Source organism: Stenotrophomonas sp. YJH_SMC_80 (assembly GCF_059372495.1).
Genome location: NZ_JCAFVP010000004.1, coordinates 152673 through 170830, shown reverse-complemented (window position 1 = coordinate 170830; position 18158 = coordinate 152673). Strand labels below are relative to the sequence as shown.

Annotated in this window: 14 protein-coding genes; 6 read left to right on the top strand and 8 right to left on the bottom strand. The window is 67.4% G+C overall.

The window, feature by feature from the left end:
• Window positions 1-14 precede the first annotated feature (14 nt).
• From AC5P99_RS09070 to AC5P99_RS09045, 6 genes are all read right to left on the bottom strand, one after another.
• Window positions 15-806: a lysophospholipid acyltransferase family protein gene (locus AC5P99_RS09070; protein WP_024956258.1), complete on the bottom strand. Its 792-nt coding sequence runs from the start codon at window positions 804-806 to the stop codon at window positions 15-17.
• Between the two features lie 120 nt (window positions 807-926).
• On the bottom strand, window positions 927-1361 hold the full coding sequence (locus tag AC5P99_RS09065; protein ID WP_005407542.1) for a hotdog fold thioesterase: 435 nt from the start codon (window positions 1359-1361) through the stop codon (window positions 927-929).
• A 10-nt stretch (window positions 1362-1371) separates the two neighbouring features.
• On the bottom strand, window positions 1372-3420 hold the full coding sequence (locus AC5P99_RS09060; protein ID WP_123959331.1) for a phospholipase D family protein: 2049 nt from the start codon (window positions 3418-3420) through the stop codon (window positions 1372-1374).
• Window positions 3417-4034, bottom strand: coding sequence for a YceI family protein (locus AC5P99_RS09055; protein ID WP_005407540.1), 618 nt, complete (start codon window positions 4032-4034; stop codon window positions 3417-3419). Before AC5P99_RS09055 ends, AC5P99_RS09060 begins: the two co-directional genes overlap by 4 nt.
• Before the next feature lie 4 nt (window positions 4035-4038).
• Window positions 4039-4515, bottom strand: coding sequence for a SixA phosphatase family protein (locus AC5P99_RS09050; protein ID WP_005407539.1), 477 nt, complete (start codon window positions 4513-4515; stop codon window positions 4039-4041).
• 49 nt (window positions 4516-4564) lie between these two features.
• The gene (locus AC5P99_RS09045) at window positions 4565-5194 is read right to left on the bottom strand and encodes a nucleotide-binding protein (RefSeq protein ID WP_495213065.1); all 630 of its coding nucleotides are present in this window, start codon (window positions 5192-5194) and stop codon (window positions 4565-4567) included.
• Window positions 5195-5316: 122 nt separating this feature from the next.
• Here AC5P99_RS09045 and AC5P99_RS09040 point away from each other — a divergent pair, with 122 nt between their 5' ends.
• The gene (locus tag AC5P99_RS09040; RefSeq protein ID WP_164221895.1) at window positions 5317-6801 is read left to right on the top strand and encodes an AAA family ATPase; all 1485 of its coding nucleotides are present in this window, start codon (window positions 5317-5319) and stop codon (window positions 6799-6801) included.
• A 120-nt stretch (window positions 6802-6921) separates the two neighbouring features.
• Here AC5P99_RS09040 and AC5P99_RS09035 read toward each other — a convergent pair whose 3' ends face one another.
• A complete protein-coding gene (locus AC5P99_RS09035; RefSeq protein ID WP_495213064.1) occupies window positions 6922-7557 on the bottom strand; it encodes a tetratricopeptide repeat protein in 636 nt (211 codons plus the stop codon).
• Window positions 7558-7728: 171 nt separating this feature from the next.
• On the opposite strand from AC5P99_RS09035, the gene AC5P99_RS09030 reads away from it, so the two are divergent.
• On the top strand, window positions 7729-11415 hold the full coding sequence (locus AC5P99_RS09030) for an indolepyruvate ferredoxin oxidoreductase family protein (RefSeq protein WP_495213063.1): 3687 nt from the start codon (window positions 7729-7731) through the stop codon (window positions 11413-11415).
• A 73-nt stretch (window positions 11416-11488) separates the two neighbouring features.
• Here AC5P99_RS09030 and AC5P99_RS09025 read toward each other — a convergent pair whose 3' ends face one another.
• Window positions 11489-12103 (bottom strand): DUF938 domain-containing protein, encoded by a 615-nt coding sequence (locus tag AC5P99_RS09025; RefSeq protein WP_049449733.1) that lies wholly within the window; start codon window positions 12101-12103, stop codon window positions 11489-11491.
• A gap of 686 nt (window positions 12104-12789) precedes the next feature.
• On the opposite strand from AC5P99_RS09025, the gene AC5P99_RS09020 reads away from it, so the two are divergent.
• From AC5P99_RS09020 to AC5P99_RS09005, 4 genes are read left to right on the top strand one after another with little or no spacing between them, the layout of a single operon-like run.
• A complete protein-coding gene (locus AC5P99_RS09020) occupies window positions 12790-14421 on the top strand; it encodes a TldD/PmbA family protein (RefSeq protein ID WP_049449760.1) in 1632 nt (543 codons plus the stop codon).
• 30 nt (window positions 14422-14451) lie between these two features.
• Complete coding sequence (locus AC5P99_RS09015) at window positions 14452-16086, top strand: TldD/PmbA family protein (RefSeq protein WP_274849987.1); 1635 nt, start codon at window positions 14452-14454, stop codon at window positions 16084-16086.
• A 21-nt stretch (window positions 16087-16107) separates the two neighbouring features.
• Complete coding sequence (locus tag AC5P99_RS09010; RefSeq protein ID WP_049460822.1) at window positions 16108-17442, top strand: TldD/PmbA family protein; 1335 nt, start codon at window positions 16108-16110, stop codon at window positions 17440-17442.
• Entirely contained in the window at window positions 17442-18149 is a 708-nt protein-coding gene (locus tag AC5P99_RS09005; protein ID WP_005411842.1) for a DUF4159 domain-containing protein, read from the top strand. Before AC5P99_RS09010 ends, AC5P99_RS09005 begins: the two co-directional genes overlap by 1 nt.
• The last annotated feature ends 9 nt before the right edge of the window (window positions 18150-18158 follow it).

Here is an 18158-nt window from a genome sequence, read left to right as displayed (position 1 = left end):
GGGCCACCGCAGCCTCACCCGGCGCTCATGGCCGCCACGATGCGCGCGCGCGAGGTTTCCGCGATGCGCCGACGGCCTTCCAGGTCCTGTGCACCGATCGGCGCCAGGAAGTGCACTTCCGCACGTCGCGCCGGCTCGCCGAGCAGGCGCAGGAAATTGGCAAAGAAGCTCTCGTTCGGACCGAACGCGACGATGGTCTGCGCGTCGCCCTTCGCCCCGTACACCAGGGCCACCGGCTGCACCGGCACGCCGGTCTCGACCGCGGCCTGGAAGATGCGGGCGTGGAACGGGCCCACTTCGTGACCGCCGCGGGTCCGCCCTTCCGGGAACACGCCCACGGCCTTGCCCTCGCGCAGGCGGTCGGCCATCACCTGCATCACGCCACCGAGCGATTCGGTGTTGCCACGCTGGTGGAAGATGGTCTGGCCGCGCGCGGCCAGCCAACCCACCAGCGGCCAGCTGGCGATCTCGCGCTTGGCGACGAAGCCCATCATGCGCTGGCTGTGCAGGATGCAGATATCCACCCAGCTGACATGGTTGGCCACGAACAGCACGGCACCGGGCAGCGGCGCGCCGACCTGCACCAGGCGGAAGCCGAAGATCCACATCAGCCCGCCCTGCCACCAGTTGACCACCTTGGCGCCGAAGGTCGCCTCGCCCACGCGCAGTTCGCCCCACGGCGGAAGCATGCCGATCAGGATGAGCGGCAGGAACACGATGATGTGGACCAACAGCAGCGGTACGCGGTACAGGTAACGGCACACACGCGCCACGCCGCCACGGGGGGCCGGAGTGGGGGAAGTCATCCGCGCACGATACCGGAGGGCCGTCATCGCTGCCAGCCGATTTAGGCCATAACCGCCATCGACCGGGGCAATCGGCGGGGAACGCTGGGTTCCGCTGCCGTCAACGAGCGCCAGGGGGGCTCAGCCGTGACCGGCAGCCACCACCGCCAGGGTCAGCCGCGAGATGCATACCAGGCGGCCCTGCTCGTCCTCGATGCGGATCTCCCACAGCTGGGTGCTGCGGCCGACGTGCAGCGCGCGGGCGGTGCCGGTGACCGTGCCCGAGCGCACGGCACGCACGTGGTTGGCATTGATCTCCAGGCCCACGCAGACCTGCTTGCCGGTATCCACGCACAGGTTGCCGGCGCTGCTGCCCAGGGTCTCGGCCAGCACCACCGAGGCACCGCCGTGCAGGATGCCGTAGGGCTGGCGGGTGCGCTCATCCACCGGCATGGTGGCCTGCAGCCAGTCCTCGCCGGCGGCACTGAAGACGATGCCCAGGGATTCAATCGCCGTGTTGCGGCTGAGCGCGTTGAGCTGCTCGATGGAAACGGCTTCGCGGAACACCTGGGCCATGCGGGTACCTTCAGAGGATGGGAACGAGACCGGCGCCGAATGCGGTCAGCATGCGCACCAGCAGCCACTTCGGGCCGACGTTGACTTCGGGGAAGTCGCCGACGGCGGCGTAGCAGCGATGGAAATCAGGATCCTGCCGCGGCAGCGGCTGCGGGCACTCCGGGCCGGGCTTGAACTCGTAGTCGGTGGCGTAGCGCCAGGGCCAGAAATCAAGGATGGGCAGCGCTTCGGAGGCCTTGCCGACGCTGTAGTTCAGCCCCGACAGCACCGGTGGCTTGGCCCGTGGCGCCACCGTCCAGGAGTTCTGTGGGTGGATGTCACGCAGGATGCTCTGCGCCAGTTCCTCGGCAAAAACCGGGTCGTCGATGATCACCGCGCCTTCGGTGTTGTAGTTCTCGCTGCGCGGATCGAAGTTGTGGGTGCCGACCACGCCGATGCGGCGGTCGACCACCAGCGACTTGGCGTGCAGGCCCATGCGCGCGCCCTTGCGGGTGACCGGCAACGGCTTGTTGACCGCCTTGCTGCCCAGGAACGACGGCCGCGTCTCGGTGCGCAGCAGGCGCGTTTCCACCTCGCTGCCGGCGGCGCGACGGCGTGCGCGTGCGTTGTCGTAGGCACCATCGCTGTGGCGATTCAACGGGCCCTGCCTGCTGCCGGCATCCGAACCACTGCTGCTGCCACCGCGTGCGTTGCTGCCGGCAGCACTGCCACCGATCAGCGGATTGCGACCGCCCTCGTCTTCCCCCCCGGGCGCAGCGATCGGGTCGGGCAACAGGTTGCGGTAGTCAACCGGCGCGTCCAGCGGGAACGGCTTGTATTCGAAGATGTTGAAGCCCAGTTCGCGCATGTTGCGCCGCTTGTACTTGTACGACAACGCATACACGATCGGGTTGTCGGTCGCCGCCAGGCTGTTGCTGGACACCACCACGCGCGGTGGCTGCGGGCGCTTGCGCAGTTCACGGAACAGCTTCTGCGCCGGCTTGGACAGTACCAGGTACGGCGTCTGCAGGATCACTTCCTTCTGCGCACTGGCGATCAGCGCATCCAGCTGGGGCTCGGTCACATGCTGGCCGGCCAGCGGTGCATCGGCCTTCTCGCGGCGATGCTTGCGTGGCAGATCGGCCACGTAGCGCACCGAAGCCACCGGTAGCGCGGTATCGACGAAGGAACGGGTGACGAACTCGGTGTCGTTGGCTTCGGCACTGACCCGCTGTACCCGTTCCGGGCGGCGGAAGCTGGCCGGCGGCAGCGTTGGCACGCCCTCGCGCAGCAACGTGCGGCCCACGTCGTTGAGGCGCTCGGCCGGCACGCTGCGGTGTGCGCGCCAGAACGCGTCGAAGTTGGCCGCCATCGCACGTGCTTCCGGGCCGGCGATCAGTACATCGCGGTCGCGGAAGTTGTACTCGCGGTCCCAGTCGTAATAGTCGTCCTGGTAGTTGCGGCCACCGACCACGCCGATCGCATCGTCGATCACCAGCAGCTTGTTGTGCATGCGCTGGTTGAACCGGCGGAAGCAGCACAGCACGCTGCCGGCATAGTCGAAGTAGTTCAGCCGGGCCTTGCCGAAGGTCGGGTTGTAGACCCGCAGCTGGAAGTTCTGGTGGGCGCCGGACAGGGCGCCGAGGATCTGCAGGTCGGAGATCGCCGAGAGCTGGTCGATCAGCAGCCGCACCTTCACCCCGCGCCGCGATGCGGCCAGCAGTTCGTCGATGACCAGACGGGCGCTGTCGTCCTTGTCGAAGATGTAGGTCTGCAGGTCGATGCTGCGGGTGGCGCTGCGCAGCAGGTTCAGGCGTGCGACCAGGGCGCCCTCGCCCTCATCGAGCAGGGTGGCGTAGTGGCGCGGTCGTTCCGGGGTGGATTCGGTGAACGCCCGGCCGGCCAGCGCCCGCAGCGGCGAATCCTGTGCACAGCGGTCTGCACGCTGGCAGTCGACCACGGTCGAACGTGCCTGCACGGCAATTGCCTCGGCGCGGTCGCGCTCGGCATTCGACAGCGATGCACAACCGCTGCCCAGCAACACGGTTGCCAGCGCCAGTACACGCAGCAGGAGGTTCACGGTTTCGGCGCCTCGCTCAGGCGCGCACGCAATACGAAAGTCACTCGGTCACTCAAGGCAAGCTGCCAGCTGTCCATGCCATACCGGCCTCGCTGCACGGTACCGCGGCTGACGACGTCGCAATCATAGCCGGGTCGGGCGCACTCCGCCTTCTCGACCTTCAGTGTCTCGGGGTGGCTGATCCCGCGCAGGGTCAGCCGGCCGTTGATGTCGCCACCGCTCTCCACGGTTTCCGGCCAGTACGGCAGCGAGTCGAACTCGACCACCGGATGGCGGCCGGCATCGAAGAACTCCTCGCCGCGCATCCACCCGGTATAGCGCGCCTTGCCGGGGATCTCGACCGAGCGCGTGAACATCTTCAGGTGCACCTGGTGGCGGCCGTCGGAGAGGATCTCGATGCGCCCTTCGAAGTGCGGGAACAGGCCTTCGATACGCTGCCCGAAACGGGTGCGCACCTCGAAGCCGATCTGCGAACGCTGGGTATCCAGGCGCATTACCCGGTGCGCTTCGGCGACCACCGGTGGCAGGGTGGTCGGCGTGGGCACGGCCGCCCAGGCCGGGCCGAGTGCCAGCAGCGCGGGCAGCAGATAGCGGCTGCGCCGCGCCAGGCTCATCGGATCACGGCCACCAGAATGCGTTCAGGCTGGCCACGCCTGGCTCGATCGAGGCCTCGCGCGGGAAGCCGAGCACGGCGATGCCGGCCGGCGGCATGCCGCGGTAGTCGCTGCTGGTGCCCTCGGTCATCAACGCCACCAGCCGCTCCAGGCCCGGGTTGTGGCCGACGATCAGCACCCGGTCGAGATCACGGCGGTCGTCCACCAATGCCGCCAGGGTGCCGGGGGTGGCTTCGTAGATGCGGTCTTCCAGGCGCTTTTCCACGTAACCGATGGTGCCGAGCACGGCTTCCAGGGTTTCGCGGGTACGCCGCGCCGGTGAGCACAGCACGCAGTCCGGCAGCAGGTTGTTCTCCTTCAGCCACTTGCCGGCGGCTTCGGCTTCGGCGAGCCCCACCGGCGACAACGGCCGGTCGAGGTCGGCCTGGCCGGGGGTAGCCGGTTCGGCATGGGCATGGCGCAGCAGGATCAGTTCACGCATCGCGGGTTTCCATGAAGAAGAGGATGCAGCAGGAAGAGTGACGCAGGCATCAAAGCTTGAGCCAGGACAGCAGCGGCTCCCAGTCGGCCTGATGCTCCCGCACCTGGGCCGAGCGGTAGTCGAACAGGCTGCGGCCGAGGCCGGTCATGACCACGTAGCTCTGGCTGTCACGCAGCTGCGCGACCACCGGGTACGGCCATTCGGCCAGCATCTGCAACGCCTGCTGCGAGGTCTGGGTCCAGGGCTTGGTGCGGTTGAGGACCAGCCCCACCGGCAGCTTGCGGCTGTGCACCCGCGGGTTCTGGGCCAGGCTGTTGAGGAAGCCGACGATGGCTTCGATGTCGAGCGCCGAGGGCAGCACCGGCACCACCACCGCGTCGGCAGCGTCAAGGAAATGGGGGATATCGTCGGCCAACGCGCCCGCCGGTGCGTCGATGGTGACGGTTTCGGTGCCATCGGGCAGCTTCTGCGCCCACTGCTTCTTCCGATACACATCAATGGGGAGCACCGCGCTTTCCAGCCCGGCCCGCCGTTGCGCCCAGCGGGTGCTGGAGCCCTGAGGGTCGGCGTCGGCGATCACCGTGGCCCTGCCCTGCAATGCCGCGTACGCGGCCAGGTGGGTGGCGACGGTGGTCTTGCCCACCCCGCCCTTGGAACCGGCCACCAGGATCGTCTTCATGCCAGCCTCGCTTCCGGGTACGTGCCCCGAGCGTACACCGGCGGTGGTGACGGGAGGTAGCACCGCGCTGAACCTGCGGCCATCCCTTTGCTATCGTGGCGCCCCCGAAGGATCGAACCGGCATGAGCGAGCTGCAGGACCTGAGCGCACTGATCCGCGCCAACACCCCCCTGATCGTGATCGAGACCCAGGACGAGGGTCGCATCGTCGACCTGTTCCGGCAGACGCTGATGCACGTCTGGCGGGCGCTGCACCGGTGGTCGATCACCGAGGGCCTGCGCCGCATCGACCTGGACAGCGAAGATCCGCCGGCCGGGCCACCCGACGCCAGCGCGGCCCTGCAGATGATCCGCCAGGCCGGGCAGCGCGGGGTCTACCTGCTGCTCGATTTCCACCCCTACCTGGGCTATGCCAGCCACCAGCGCGCCCTGCGCGACCTGATCCAGCGCCGCCACAGCGAACCGCACGTGCTGGTGCTGATCGGCGCCAAGGTCGAACTGCCGGCCGAGCTGGAAGCGCTGGCGGTCCGCTTCAACCCGCGCCTGCCCGATGCCAACGCCCTGCTGAAGATGCTGCGCGAGGAGGCCGATGCCTACGCCCGCGAACACGGCGGCCGCCGCGTCGAAGTCGACAGCGAGGCGGTGAAGAAGATCCTGAAGAACCTGCAGGGCCTGAGCCTGGTCGATGCCCGGCGCATCGCCCGGCAGCTGATCTACGCCGACGGCGCGCTGCGCGACGACGACCTGCCGCAGCTGGCACGGCTGAAGTTCGAGCTGCTCAACCGCAGCGGCCACCTGTTCTTCGAGCATGACAGCGCGCGGTTCGGCGACGTGGCCGGCGCCAACCGGCTCAAGCGCTGGATCAACCAGCGGCGTGTGGCGTTCATCGCTGGCTCCGCACCGGCCGGGCTGGACCCACCGCGCGGCATGCTGCTGCTGGGCGTGCAGGGTTGCGGCAAGTCGATGCTGGCCAAGGCCACCGCCGCCGGTTTCGGCGTACCGCTGCTGCGCCTGGACGTGGGCGCGCTGTACAACAAGTACCACGGCGAGACCGAGGCCAACCTGCGCCAGGCCTTGGCCTCGGCCGAGCAGCTGGCGCCCTGCGTGCTGTGGATGGATGAAATCGAGAAGGGCCTGGCCAGCGGTGGCGAGGACGGTGGCGTGTCACGCCGCGTGCTGGGCCATCTGCTGACCTGGATGGCCGAGCGCAAGGCACCGGTGTTCGTCGTGGCCACTGCCAACCAGGTGCACGAGCTGCCTGCCGAGCTGCTGCGCAAGGGCCGCTTCGACGAGATCTTCTTCGTTGACCTGCCTTCGCCGGAGGTGCGCGTGGAACTGCTGCGGCTGCACCTGGGTCGGCGCCAGCTCAATGCCGACGACTTCGCACTACCCGCGCTGGCGGCTGCCGCCAACGGGTTCTCCGGCGCGGAGATCGAGCAGGCGATCGTGGCCGGGCTGTATGCGGCGCACGCCGAAGGGCGGCCACTGGATACCGAGCTGCTGATGAACGAGATCCGTGCGACGCGACCGCTGTCGGTGCTGATGGCCGAGCAGGTGGAGGCACTGCGGGCATGGGCGTCGGGGCGGACGGTTTCCGCGGACGATTGAGGTTTCCAGCGAACGGCGCAGCCCCTCGTGGCGGCTGGTTGGCTGTGAACATCAAAAGCCACGCTTGGCCGGGCGGGGTGGATTCGCGGGGGACGCCGTGAACCCGGCCGAACCCCTTCCTCAGGGCCACGCAGGCGGGGCCGCCGCCCAGGCCTGCTGCACTTCGGCCAACGACGCGCGCTCATCCTCGCGCCACTGCGGCAGCAGCTGCGCGTAATTGGCACTGGTGCTCCATTGCGACGGCTCGGTACGCACTGCTGCGGCATACCACTGCACGGCCTCCTGTTTCTGCCCCATCCGCCATAGGGCCAGCGCGTACGTGGGTGGCACCCAGCTGGGCTTGCTGCGCGCATTGCCGGCCGACGACAACCATTGCTCCAGCGCCGCATCCGGCTTGCCCTGGCGCAGCAGGTCCCAGCCATAGTTCCAACGCACGCTGCGGCCCGCGCTGCTCTGTGCCGGCGCCTCCTTCAGGGCCTCGCCATACAGCTGGTCGGCCAGCTCGGCACGGCCCTGGGTGCTGGCCACCGAAGCCAGCTGCACGGTGGCTTCCACCGCGCGCCGGCCGCGCTCGCGCAACCTCACCAGCTGGGTGACCAGCTCATCGCCCTCGCCCTGCATCGCCACCATCGGTGCCGCCGCCAGGTCGCTGTCGAAGTAGAACTCCTGTGGTGCCGGCATGGCCGGCGCGGCCCACGCCGTGGCCGCTCCCGAGGCCAGCAGCACGCTGGCCAGGATCTTTCCTGGAACTGACATCCCTTCTCCCCAGGCTGCACAACCGCAGCCTCCCTCTCTCGCCCCGATCCTAACCCCAGCAGCGGCGCGGGCGCGAGTGCCGGGCCCACCACGGCCCCGCTGCTACAATTCGCGCCTTTCCCGCCGCGTGCCCGCACGCGGCCGGTGCCAGCCGATCCTACCGGGCCAGCCATGACCAGTACCGCGCAACTCACTTCGCCCTCCTCCGCCGACCTGCTCGACCGTGATTACACGCTCGACCACAAGTACACCCGCAACGAGGGGCGGATCTACCTGAGTGGCGTGCAGGCGCTGGTGCGGCTGCCGCTGATGCAGCGCCTGCGCGACGCCGCCGAAGGCATCGACAGCGCCGGCTTCGTCAGCGGCTACCGTGGCAGCCCGCTGGGTGGCTTCGACCTGGAACTGTGGCGCGCGCGCAAGCATCTGGAAGCGGCCAAGGTGAAGTTCACCCCCGGCCTGAACGAGGACCTGGGCGCCACCATGGTATGGGGCACCCAGCAGACCAACCTGTTCCCCGGCGCCAACGTGCAGGGCGTGTTCGGCATGTGGTACGGCAAGGGACCGGGCGTGGACCGCTGCGGCGACGTGTTCAAGCATGCCAATGCGGCCGGCACCTCGCGCTATGGTGGCGTGCTGGCACTGGCCGCCGATGACCATGCCTGCCGCAGTTCGACCCTGCCGCATGGCAGCGAGGACGAGTTCGTCAGCGCGATGATGCCGGTGCTGAACCCGGCCGGCGTGCAGGACATCCTCGACATGGGCCTGCTGGGCTGGGCGATGAGCCGCTATACCGGCCGCTGGGTCGGCTTCAAGACGATCGCCGAGACGGTGGAATCGTCGGCGTCGGTGCAGGTCGATCCGATGGCGCGCCGCATCGTGCTGCCGGAAGACTTCGAGATGCCGTCGGGTGGCCTCAACATCCGCTGGCCGGACCCGCCGCTGGACCAGGAAATGCGCCTGCACCGCTATGCGGTGAAGGCCGCGCAGGCCTTTGCCCGCGCCAACGGCATCGACAAGGTGGTGATGGATGCGCCGCGCGCGCGGCTGGGCATCGTCACCACCGGCAAGAGCTACCTGGACGTGCTGCAGGCGCTGGAGTACCTGGGCCTGGGCGAAGCCGCGTGCGCCGACATCGGCATCCGCGTGTACAAGGTCGGCATGACCTGGCCGCTGGAACCGCAGGGCATCGCGCGCTTCGCGCAGGGGCTGGAAGACATCATCGTGGTGGAGGAGAAGCGTGCCTTCATCGAGCGCCAGATGAAGGAACAGTTCTTCAACTGGCCGGCCAGCTGGGGCCAGCGCCCGTCCATCGTCGGCAAGTACGACGAGAGTGGCGAATGGATCCTGCCGTCCACCGGTGAACTGACCCCGGCCACCATTGCCGGCGTGATCGGCCGCCGCATCCAGAAGTTCTTCAACAACCAATCCATTGAACAACGCCTGCAGTGGATGCAGCAGAAGGAAGCCGAGCTTGCGTTGCCGCGCGCCAGCTTCCCGCGCGTGCCGCACTACTGCTCGGGCTGCCCGCACAACACCTCCACCCAGGTGCCGGAAGGCTCGCGGGCACTGGCCGGCATCGGTTGCCATTACATGGTGACCTGGATGGACCGCAGCACCGACACCTTCACCCACATGGGCGGCGAAGGCGTGACCTGGGCCGGGCAGGCGCCGTTCACCGATACCCCGCACGTGTTCCAGAACCTGGGCGACGGCACCTATTTCCACAGCGGCTCGCTGGCGATCCGCCAGGCGGTCGCGGCCGGCGTCAACATCACCTACAAGATCCTCTACAACGACGCGGTGGCGATGACCGGCGGCCAGCCGGTGGACGGCCCGCTGAGCGTGCCCGACATCGCACGGCAGATGCGCGCCGAAGGCATCCACACCATCGTGGTGCTGTCGGACAACATCGGCAAGTGGACCGGCCAGCGCGAGCACTTCCCCAGCGACGTGGAGTTCCACGACCGCAGCGAACTGGAGGAGGTGCAGAAGCGCCTGCGCGAAGTGAAGGGTGTTTCGATCCTGATCTACGAACAGACCTGCGCCACCGAGAAGCGTCGCCGCCGCAAGCGCGGCAAGCTGGAAGATCCGCAGAAGCGGGTGCTGATCAATTCGCTGGTCTGCGAGGGTTGCGGCGACTGCGGCAAGAAGAGTTTCTGCGTGTCGGTGCTGCCGAAGGAAACCGAGTTCGGGCGCAAGCGCGAGATCGACCAGTCCAACTGCAACAAGGACTATTCCTGCGTGAATGGTTTCTGCCCGAGCTTCGTCACCGTGCACGGTGGCCAGCCACGCAAGGGCAGCAAGCGCGACGCCTCCACCCTGCTGGACAACCTGCCGGCACCGACCATCCGCGGCACCCTGGAACAGCCCTGGAACATCCTGATCACCGGCGTCGGCGGTACCGGCGTGGTGACCATCGGTGCACTGCTGGGCATGGCCGGCCACCTGGAAGGCAAGGGCGCGACCGTGCTCGACCAGACCGGCCTGGCGCAGAAAGGTGGCGCGGTGACCACGCACATCCGCATCGCACGCCGCCCGGATGACATCCACGCCGTGCGCATCGCCGCCGGTGAAGCCGACCTGGTGCTGGGCTGCGACATGGTGGTGTTCAACGACTACTGGGCGCTTTCGAAGGTGCGCGCCGGCCGTTCGCAGGTGGTGCTGAACACCTACGAAGCGATGCCGGGCACGTTCACCACCCGTCCGGACATGCAGTTCCCCGCCGCCGACATCATCGCCGGTGTGCGCGTAGCCCTGGGCGGCCAGGAGCCGCTGCTGCTCGATGCCACCCAGCTGGCCACCGCGCTGCTGGGCGATGCCATCGCCGCCAACCTGTTCATCCTCGGCTACGCCTGGCAGCAGGGCCTGGTGCCGCTGTCGTTCGAGTCGCTGATGCGCGCCATCGAACTCAATGGCGCCGCCGTGGCGATGAACCAGCAGGCCTTTGCCTGGGGCCGCCTGGCCGTGGTCGACCCGCAGGCCGTGCAGCAGGCCGCCGGCCTGGTGCGCAACCGCCACACCGATACCGAGTCCACCCCCGGCCCGCTGCACCCGCTGCCGCCGGGCGAGTGGGAAGGCAATGAATGGGGTGCGACCGCGGCACCGCGCAACACCGGCGACGAACGCGAGCTGCGTGGCCTGCCCTCGCACGGTGGCGACGTGGCATTCCTGCCGCTGGACGACGCACGCCTGTCGCGTTCGCTGGACGAAATGATCGAGCGTCGCGCCGCCTTCCTGGTCGATTACCAGGACGCTGCCTATGCCAAGCGCTACCGTGATCTGGTGGCACGCGTGCGCGCCACCGAGGCCGGGCGCATCGGCGGTTCCACTGCGCTGACCGAGACCGTCGCCCGCTACCTGTTCAAGCTGATGGCCTACAAGGACGAGTACGAAGTGGCCCGCCTGTACACCAGCGGTGACTTCCAGCGCCGCCTGCAGCAGCAGTTCGAGGGCGATTACCAGTTGCGCTTCCACCTGGCGCCGCCGCTGTTCGCGAAGAAGGACGAGCAGGGCCGGTTGCTGAAGAAGGAATACGGCCCGTGGATGTTCAAGGCCTTCGGCCTGCTGGCCAAGCTGAAGTTCCTGCGTGGCGGCCGCCTGGATGTATTCGGCCGTACTGAAGAGCGGCGCATGGAGCGCCAGCTGATCGCCGATTACGAAGCCACCGTGCAGCTGCTGCTGGATGGCCTGGAGGACGGCCGCCTGGCCCTGGCGGTGGAGATCGCCAGCGTGCCCGAGCACATCCGCGGCTTCGGCCACGTCAAGGAAGCGCACTACGAACAGGCCAAGGCGCGCGAGGCTGCCCTGCTGGCGCAGTGGCGCAACCCGAAGGCGCTGCACATCGTGCAGGTGGCCTGATGGTCGTGCCGGCTGCTGGCCGGCATCCCTCCTGGCAATCGGTTGCCGGCCAGCGGCCGGTACTACCGGCGGTTCAGCCCAGCCGCCACAGCAGCAGGCGGTTGTTGGCCGGCATCGCCACATCCCCCAGTCGGGTGAATCCGTGGTCGGCGGCCAGCGCCTGCACCGCTTCGCTATCGCGGATGCCGCTGCGCGGATCACGTGCCTTCAGCCAGGCATCGAACTGCGCGTTGCTGTCGCTGGTGTAACGGCCGCCGTAGTTGAACGGGCCATACACCGCCAGCAGCGCACCATGACGCAGCACCGGTGGCAGCGCCGCGAACAGTGCCTGCACGTGTTCCCAGCTCATGATGTGCAGCGTGTTGGCGCTGAATGCGGCGTCGAACGTGCTGCCCTGTGGCAGGCTGAGCCCAGGCGCCGGTGGCAGTTCCACCTGCAACGCCAGCGGCGGCAACAGGTTCAGCAGCGCGGCCTCCGCACGCCAGGCCTCGATGCCGGGCAGATGGTCCGGATGATCACTGGGCTGCCAGCGCAGCCACGGCCAGCGCTCGGCGAAGAAGGCCGCATGCTGGCCGGTGCCACTGCCGATCTCCAGCACCCGACGGCGGTCGCCCATCCACGGGTCGAGTGCGGTGGCGATGGGTTCGCGGTTGCGCTCGCAGGCTTCTGAATACGGCTTGCTCGACATCAGGACGGGGTCCGGGCGGGGTCGGCCCCATTGTGCACGAGGGGGTGTTGCTCGGCAGGGCTGCGCCCTGCACCCGCAGGAGCCGGAGCCGGAGCCAGAGCAACGTCAAAAGCGGGCTTTCCGTGGGATGCCGGGGTGGGCCCAATTGAGGGGGACGCTGCAAGTACGTCCATGTAAGCTCGGTCGCCGCATCCATGCGGCTCACGCCCCCTCAACCGGACCCACCCCGCCTTCGACAGATTTCCGCGATCTGCCGGAACCGCATTGGGGTCAGATCCGTTTTCCGCAGGAAAACGGATCTGACCCCGAATTTCATTCGATATCTGACAGATGTGCCGACCAACGGTCGGCATCCACCAACAGCCACCGGCCAGCTGTCAGAGGCGGGGCGGTGTGGGTGGGCAGGACCGTTGGCGCCATGGATGGCGCCATCGAGCCCCCAGGGACGGGTTTACGGCGTGTCCTGCCCACCCACACCGCCCCGCCATCCCACGGAATGCCGCTCTGGCTCTGGCTCTGGCTTTGGCCGTTGCATTGAGCAGGTGCAGGGCTGCAAGCCCTGCCGAAACCCTCCCAACCATGACTGCAGTCACTTGTCCCCACGCCCCGCGCTGGCGAAAGTCGAGGAGTTGACGTGATCGGTCCGGCCCATTGCCAACCGCACGCAAGCGAGAGAGAGAAACGCTGTGCAACGACGTGAGTTCCTGGCTTTTTCCGGTCTGGGCCTGGCGGGCCTGCTGCTGCCGCATTCCCGTGCCATCGCCGCCGAGCAGCTGCTCGCCCCGGTCGATACCGCCCAGCGCAGGCGCCTCGCGGACGTGGCGCTGGCCGCCGCACGCACCGCCAAGGCCAGCTACTGCGATGTCCGCATCGGCCGCTATCTCAACCAGTCGGTCATCACCCGCGAACACCAGGTCGGCAATGTGACCAACCGCGAGTCGTCCGGCGTGGGCGTGCGCGTGATCGTCAACGGCGCCTGGGGCTTCGCCGCCACCCATCAGCAGACCGAGGCCGCCGTGCGCGCCGCAGTCGAGCAGGCGGCCGCGATCGCACGCGCCAACGCCAGCATCCAGACCCGGCCGGTGCAGCTGGCGCCGACGCCGTCGGTCGGCGAGGTGCGCTGGCAGACCCCGATCCGCAGGAACGCAATGGCGGTGCCGATCCAGGACAAGGTCGAACTGCTTCTGGCGCTCAACGCCGCCGCGCTGAATGCGGGTGCCGACTACATCAATTCCACCCTGTTCCTGGTCAACGAACAGAAGTACTTCGCCTCCAGCGACGGCTCGTTCATCGACCAGGACATCCACCGCATCTGGCTACCGTTCACCGCCACCGCCATCGACAAGGCCAGCGGCAGGTTCCGTACCCGCGCCGGCCTGTCCTCGCCGATGGGCATGGGCTACGAGTTCCTCGATGGCGATGCGAGTGGCAAGGTGCAGCTGCCCGGCGGCATCACCGCCTACCGCGATTCCTACGACCCGGTCGAGGACGCCATCGCGGCCGCCCGCCACGCGCGCGAGAAGCTGAAGGCGCCGTCGGTAAAGCCCGGCAAGTACGACCTGGTGCTGGACCCGTCCAACCTGTTCCTGACCATCCACGAGAACGTCGGCCACCCGCTGGAGCTGGACCGCGTGCTCGGCTACGAAGCCAACTACGCCGGCACCAGCTTCGCCACACTGGACAAGCGCGATGCCGGCTTCCGCTGGGGCAGCGACATCGTCACCTTCTTCGCCGACAAGACCCAGCCGGGCAGCCTCGGTGCGGTCGGCTACGACGACGAAGGCGTAAAGACCCAGCGCTGGGACCTGGTGCGCGACGGCATCCTGGTCGATTACCAGGCCACCCGCGATGAAGCCCATATCCTCGGCCGCGATGCATCGCATGGCTGCAGCTACGCCGATTCCTGGTCCAGCGTGCAGTTCCAGCGCATGGCCAATGTCTCGCTGGCGCCGGGCAAGCAGCCGCTCAGCGTCGAGGACATGATCAAGGACGTGGAGAACGGCATCTGGATCCACGGCCGCGGTTCGTATTCGATCGACCAGCAGCGCTACAACGCGCAGTTCGGCGGCCAGCTGTACTACCAGATCAAGGACGGAAAGATCGCCGGCATGGTCGAGGATGCGGCCTACCAGATCCGAACGCCGGAATTCTGGAATGCCTGCACCGCCATCTGCGATGAACGCGACTTCCGCCTGGGCGGTTCCTTCTTCGACGGCAAGGGCCAGCCCGGCCAGGTCTCGGCGGTCTCGCACGGTTCGTCCACCACCCGCTTCAACGGCATCAACATCATCAACACCGCGCGCAGTCTCGGCGCTTGAGCCACCCATCCTTCGACATGGAGAGCAGCCTTGCAAAGACGTGACTTCCTGGCCCTGACCGGGCTTACCGCGGGCGGGCTGATCGTGCCCTCCTTCTTCGGCAAGGTGATCGCCGCCGAACAGCTGCAGAGCTCGCTGGACCTGGGGCTGAAGAAGCGCCTGGCCGATGCGGCGCTGGCCGCCGCCCGCCAGGCCGGCGCCACCTACTGCGACGTGCGCATCGGCCGTTACCTGCGCCAGTTCGTGATCACCCGCGAGGACAAGGTGCAGAACGTGGTGAACACCGAGTCCACCGGCGTGGGCATCCGCGTGATCGTCAACGGTGCCTGGGGCTTTGCCGCCACCAATGCGCTGGGTACGGGCGATGTGGCCAAGGCCGCGCAGCAGGCGGCGGCGATCGCCAAGGCCAATGCCGGCGTGCAGACCGCGCCGGTGCAGCTGGCCAAGGCGCCGGGCGTCGGTGAGGTGAGCTGGCGCACGCCGATCCGCAAGAATGCGATGGAGGTGCCGATCAAGGACAAGGTCGGCCTGCTGCTGGACGTCAACGCCGCCGCAATGGGCGCCGGTGCCAGCTTCGTCAACTCGATGCTGTTCCTGGTCAACGAGCAGAAGTACTTTGCCTCCACCGACGGCTCCTACATCGACCAGGACGTGCACCGTATCTGGGCGCCGATGACGGTCACCGCCATCGACAAGTCCAGCGGCAAGTTCCGCACCCGTTCGGGCCTGTCCTCGCCGATGGGCCTGGGCTACGAGTACCTGGATGGCGCCGCCGCAGGCAAGGTGGTCGGCCCCAATGGCGTGGTCAACTACAGTTCTTCCTACGACATGAAGGAAGACGCCATCGCCGCTGCCAGGCAGGCGCAGGAAAAGCTGAAGGCACCGTCGGTGAAGCCGGGCAAGTACGACTTGGTGCTCGACCCGTCGCATACCTGGCTGACCATCCACGAATCGATCGGCCATCCGCTGGAACTGGACCGCGTGCTCGGCTACGAAGCCAACTACGCCGGCACCAGCTTCGCCACCCTGGACAAGCGCGAACAGCATTTCCAGTACGGCAGCGAACTGGTCAACATCTTCGCCGACAAGACCCAGCCGGGCAGCCTCGGCGCGGTGGCGTACGACGATGAAGGCGTGAAGTGCAAGCGCTGGGACCTGATCAGCAACGGCAAGCTGGTGGACTACCAGACCATCCGCGACCAGGCCCACATCCTCGGCAAGACCGAATCCGACGGCTGCTGCTATGCCGACTCGTGGTCCAGCGTGCAGTTCCAGCGCATGGCCAACGTGTCGATGGCACCGGGCAAGAAGCCATTGAGCGTGCCGGACCTGATCAAGGACGTGGAGAACGGCATCTACATCATCGGTGATGGTTCGTTCTCGATCGACCAGCAGCGCTACAACGCGCAGTTCGGCGGCCAGCTGTTCTACGAGATCAAGAACGGCCAGATCACCCGCATGCTGGAAGACGTGGCCTACCAGATCCGCACGCCGGAGTTCTGGAACGCCTGCACCGCCGTGGCCGACGAGCGTGACTACCGCCTGGGCGGTTCGTTCTTCGACGGCAAGGGCCAGCCGGGCCAGGTCTCGGCGGTCTCGCACGGTTCGTCCACCGCGCGCTTCAACGGCATCAACGTCATCAACACCGCACGCAGCCTCGGCTGATCGGTCAGGAGCCCTTACACCATGAGTATCTTCACCGAAGCCCAGGCCAAGGCCATCCTCGACAAGGTCATCGCCCTGTCCAAGGCCGACGAATGCACCGCCGTGCTGGCCGGCGCGATCGACGGCAACATCCGTTTCGCACTGAACAATGTCTCCACCAGCGGCATCGTCGACAACACCGAACTGGCGGTCACCGTTGCCTTCGGCAAGCGCGTCGGCACGGCCTCGATCAACGAGTTCGACGATGCCGCGCTGGAACGCGTGGTGCGCCGTGCCGAAGACCTGGCCCGCCTGGCCCCGGAAAACCCGGAGTTCATGCCGGCCATCGGCAAGCAGAGCTACCGCGCCAGCCCCACCTTCAGCGAATCCACTGCCGCGATCGATCCGGCGTTCCGTGCCAAGGTTGCCGCAGATTCAATCGCGCCGTGCCGTGGCCATGGCCTGATCGCCGCCGGCTTCCTCGAAGACGGCCAGGGCTTCCAGGCCACCGCCAACAGCAACGGCAACTTCGCCTACCAGCGCACCACCAACTTCAATTACACCTGCACCGTGCGCACCGAGGATGGCCGTGGTTCGGGCTGGGTCGGCCGCAACCTGAAGGATGCGGCTGACTTCAAGGCGGACCAGGACATCCGCATCGCCATGCGCAAGGCCACCGAGTCGGCCGAAGCCAAAGCGCTGGAACCGGGCAAGTACACGGTGATCCTGGAGCCGGCTGCGGCGGCCGGCCTGATCAGCTTCATGATGAATTTCTTCAGCGCACGCTCGGCCGATGAGGGCCGCAGCTTCCTGTCCAAGAAGGGCGGCGGCAACAAGCTGGGCGAGCAGGTCTACGACCCGCGCGTGACCATGATCGCCGACCCGTGGCACCCGGACGCACCGGTGCTGCCCTGGGACAACGAGGGCCTGCCCCGCGAGCGCATGGCGATCATCGAGAACGGCAGGATCGCCAACCTGGACTACTCGCGCTTCTGGGCGCAGAAGCAGGGCAAGACCGCCAAGGCGTCGCCGGGCAACCTGCTGATGAGCGGTGGCGACAAGAGCACCGCCGAACTGGTTCGCGGCACCCAGAAGGGCATCCTGGTCACCCGCACCTGGTACATCCGCATGGTCGATCCGCAGACCGTGCTGCTGACCGGCCTGACCCGCGACGGCACCTTCTACATCGAGAACGGCCAGATCAAGCATCCGGTGAAGAACTTCCGCTTCAACGAATCGCCGGTGATCATGCTCAACAACATCGAAGAGCTGGGCAAGCCGGTGCGCGTGGCCGGTGATGAATCCAGCTACGTGATGATGATCCCGCCGATGAAGCTGCGCGATTTCACCTTCACTTCGCTGTCCGACGCGGTCTGATGGATCGCCGGGCCTGCCTGCGCTGGTTGGCCGCTGCCGCTTCGGCGGCGGCGCTGCCAGCCTGGGCACAGGCAGGCCCGCGCAGTTCGCGCTACGACTTCTGGTTCACCCGCCTTCAGTACGACTCCGGTGACTGGGATGTGGACGCGCGCATGCCGTCCAACCTGATCACCTCGCTGATCGACTACACCTCGCTGCGCGTGGACCCGCAGGAACACGTGGTGGCGCTGGCCGACCCACGCATGCTGGAAGCGCCGTTCTGCTACCTGGCCGGGCACACGCTGGTGGAGTTCAACGCCGCCGAGCGGCAGAACTTCGTGCGCTACGTGCGCAATGGCGGCTTCGTCTTCGTCGACGACTGCAACCACGATATCGACGGCCTGTTCGCTACCTCGTTCGAGGCGCAGATGGGTCGCCTGTTCGGGCCCAGGGCATTGCAGAAGCTGCCCAACAGCCACCCGCTGTACCGCAGTTTCTTCCGCTTCCCGGATGGCCCGCCTGCCACCAGCTTCGAACTCAACGGCTGGGGCGACGACCTGGTGCACGACTACCTGAAGGGCATCGAGGTCGACGGCCGCCTGGGCCTGCTGTACAGCAACAAGGACTACGGCTGCGAGTGGGACTACGACTGGCGCAACAAGCGCTTCCTGGCCGAAGACAACACCCGCTTCGGCGTCAACATCGTGATGTACGCGTTGAACAACTGATAGGACCTG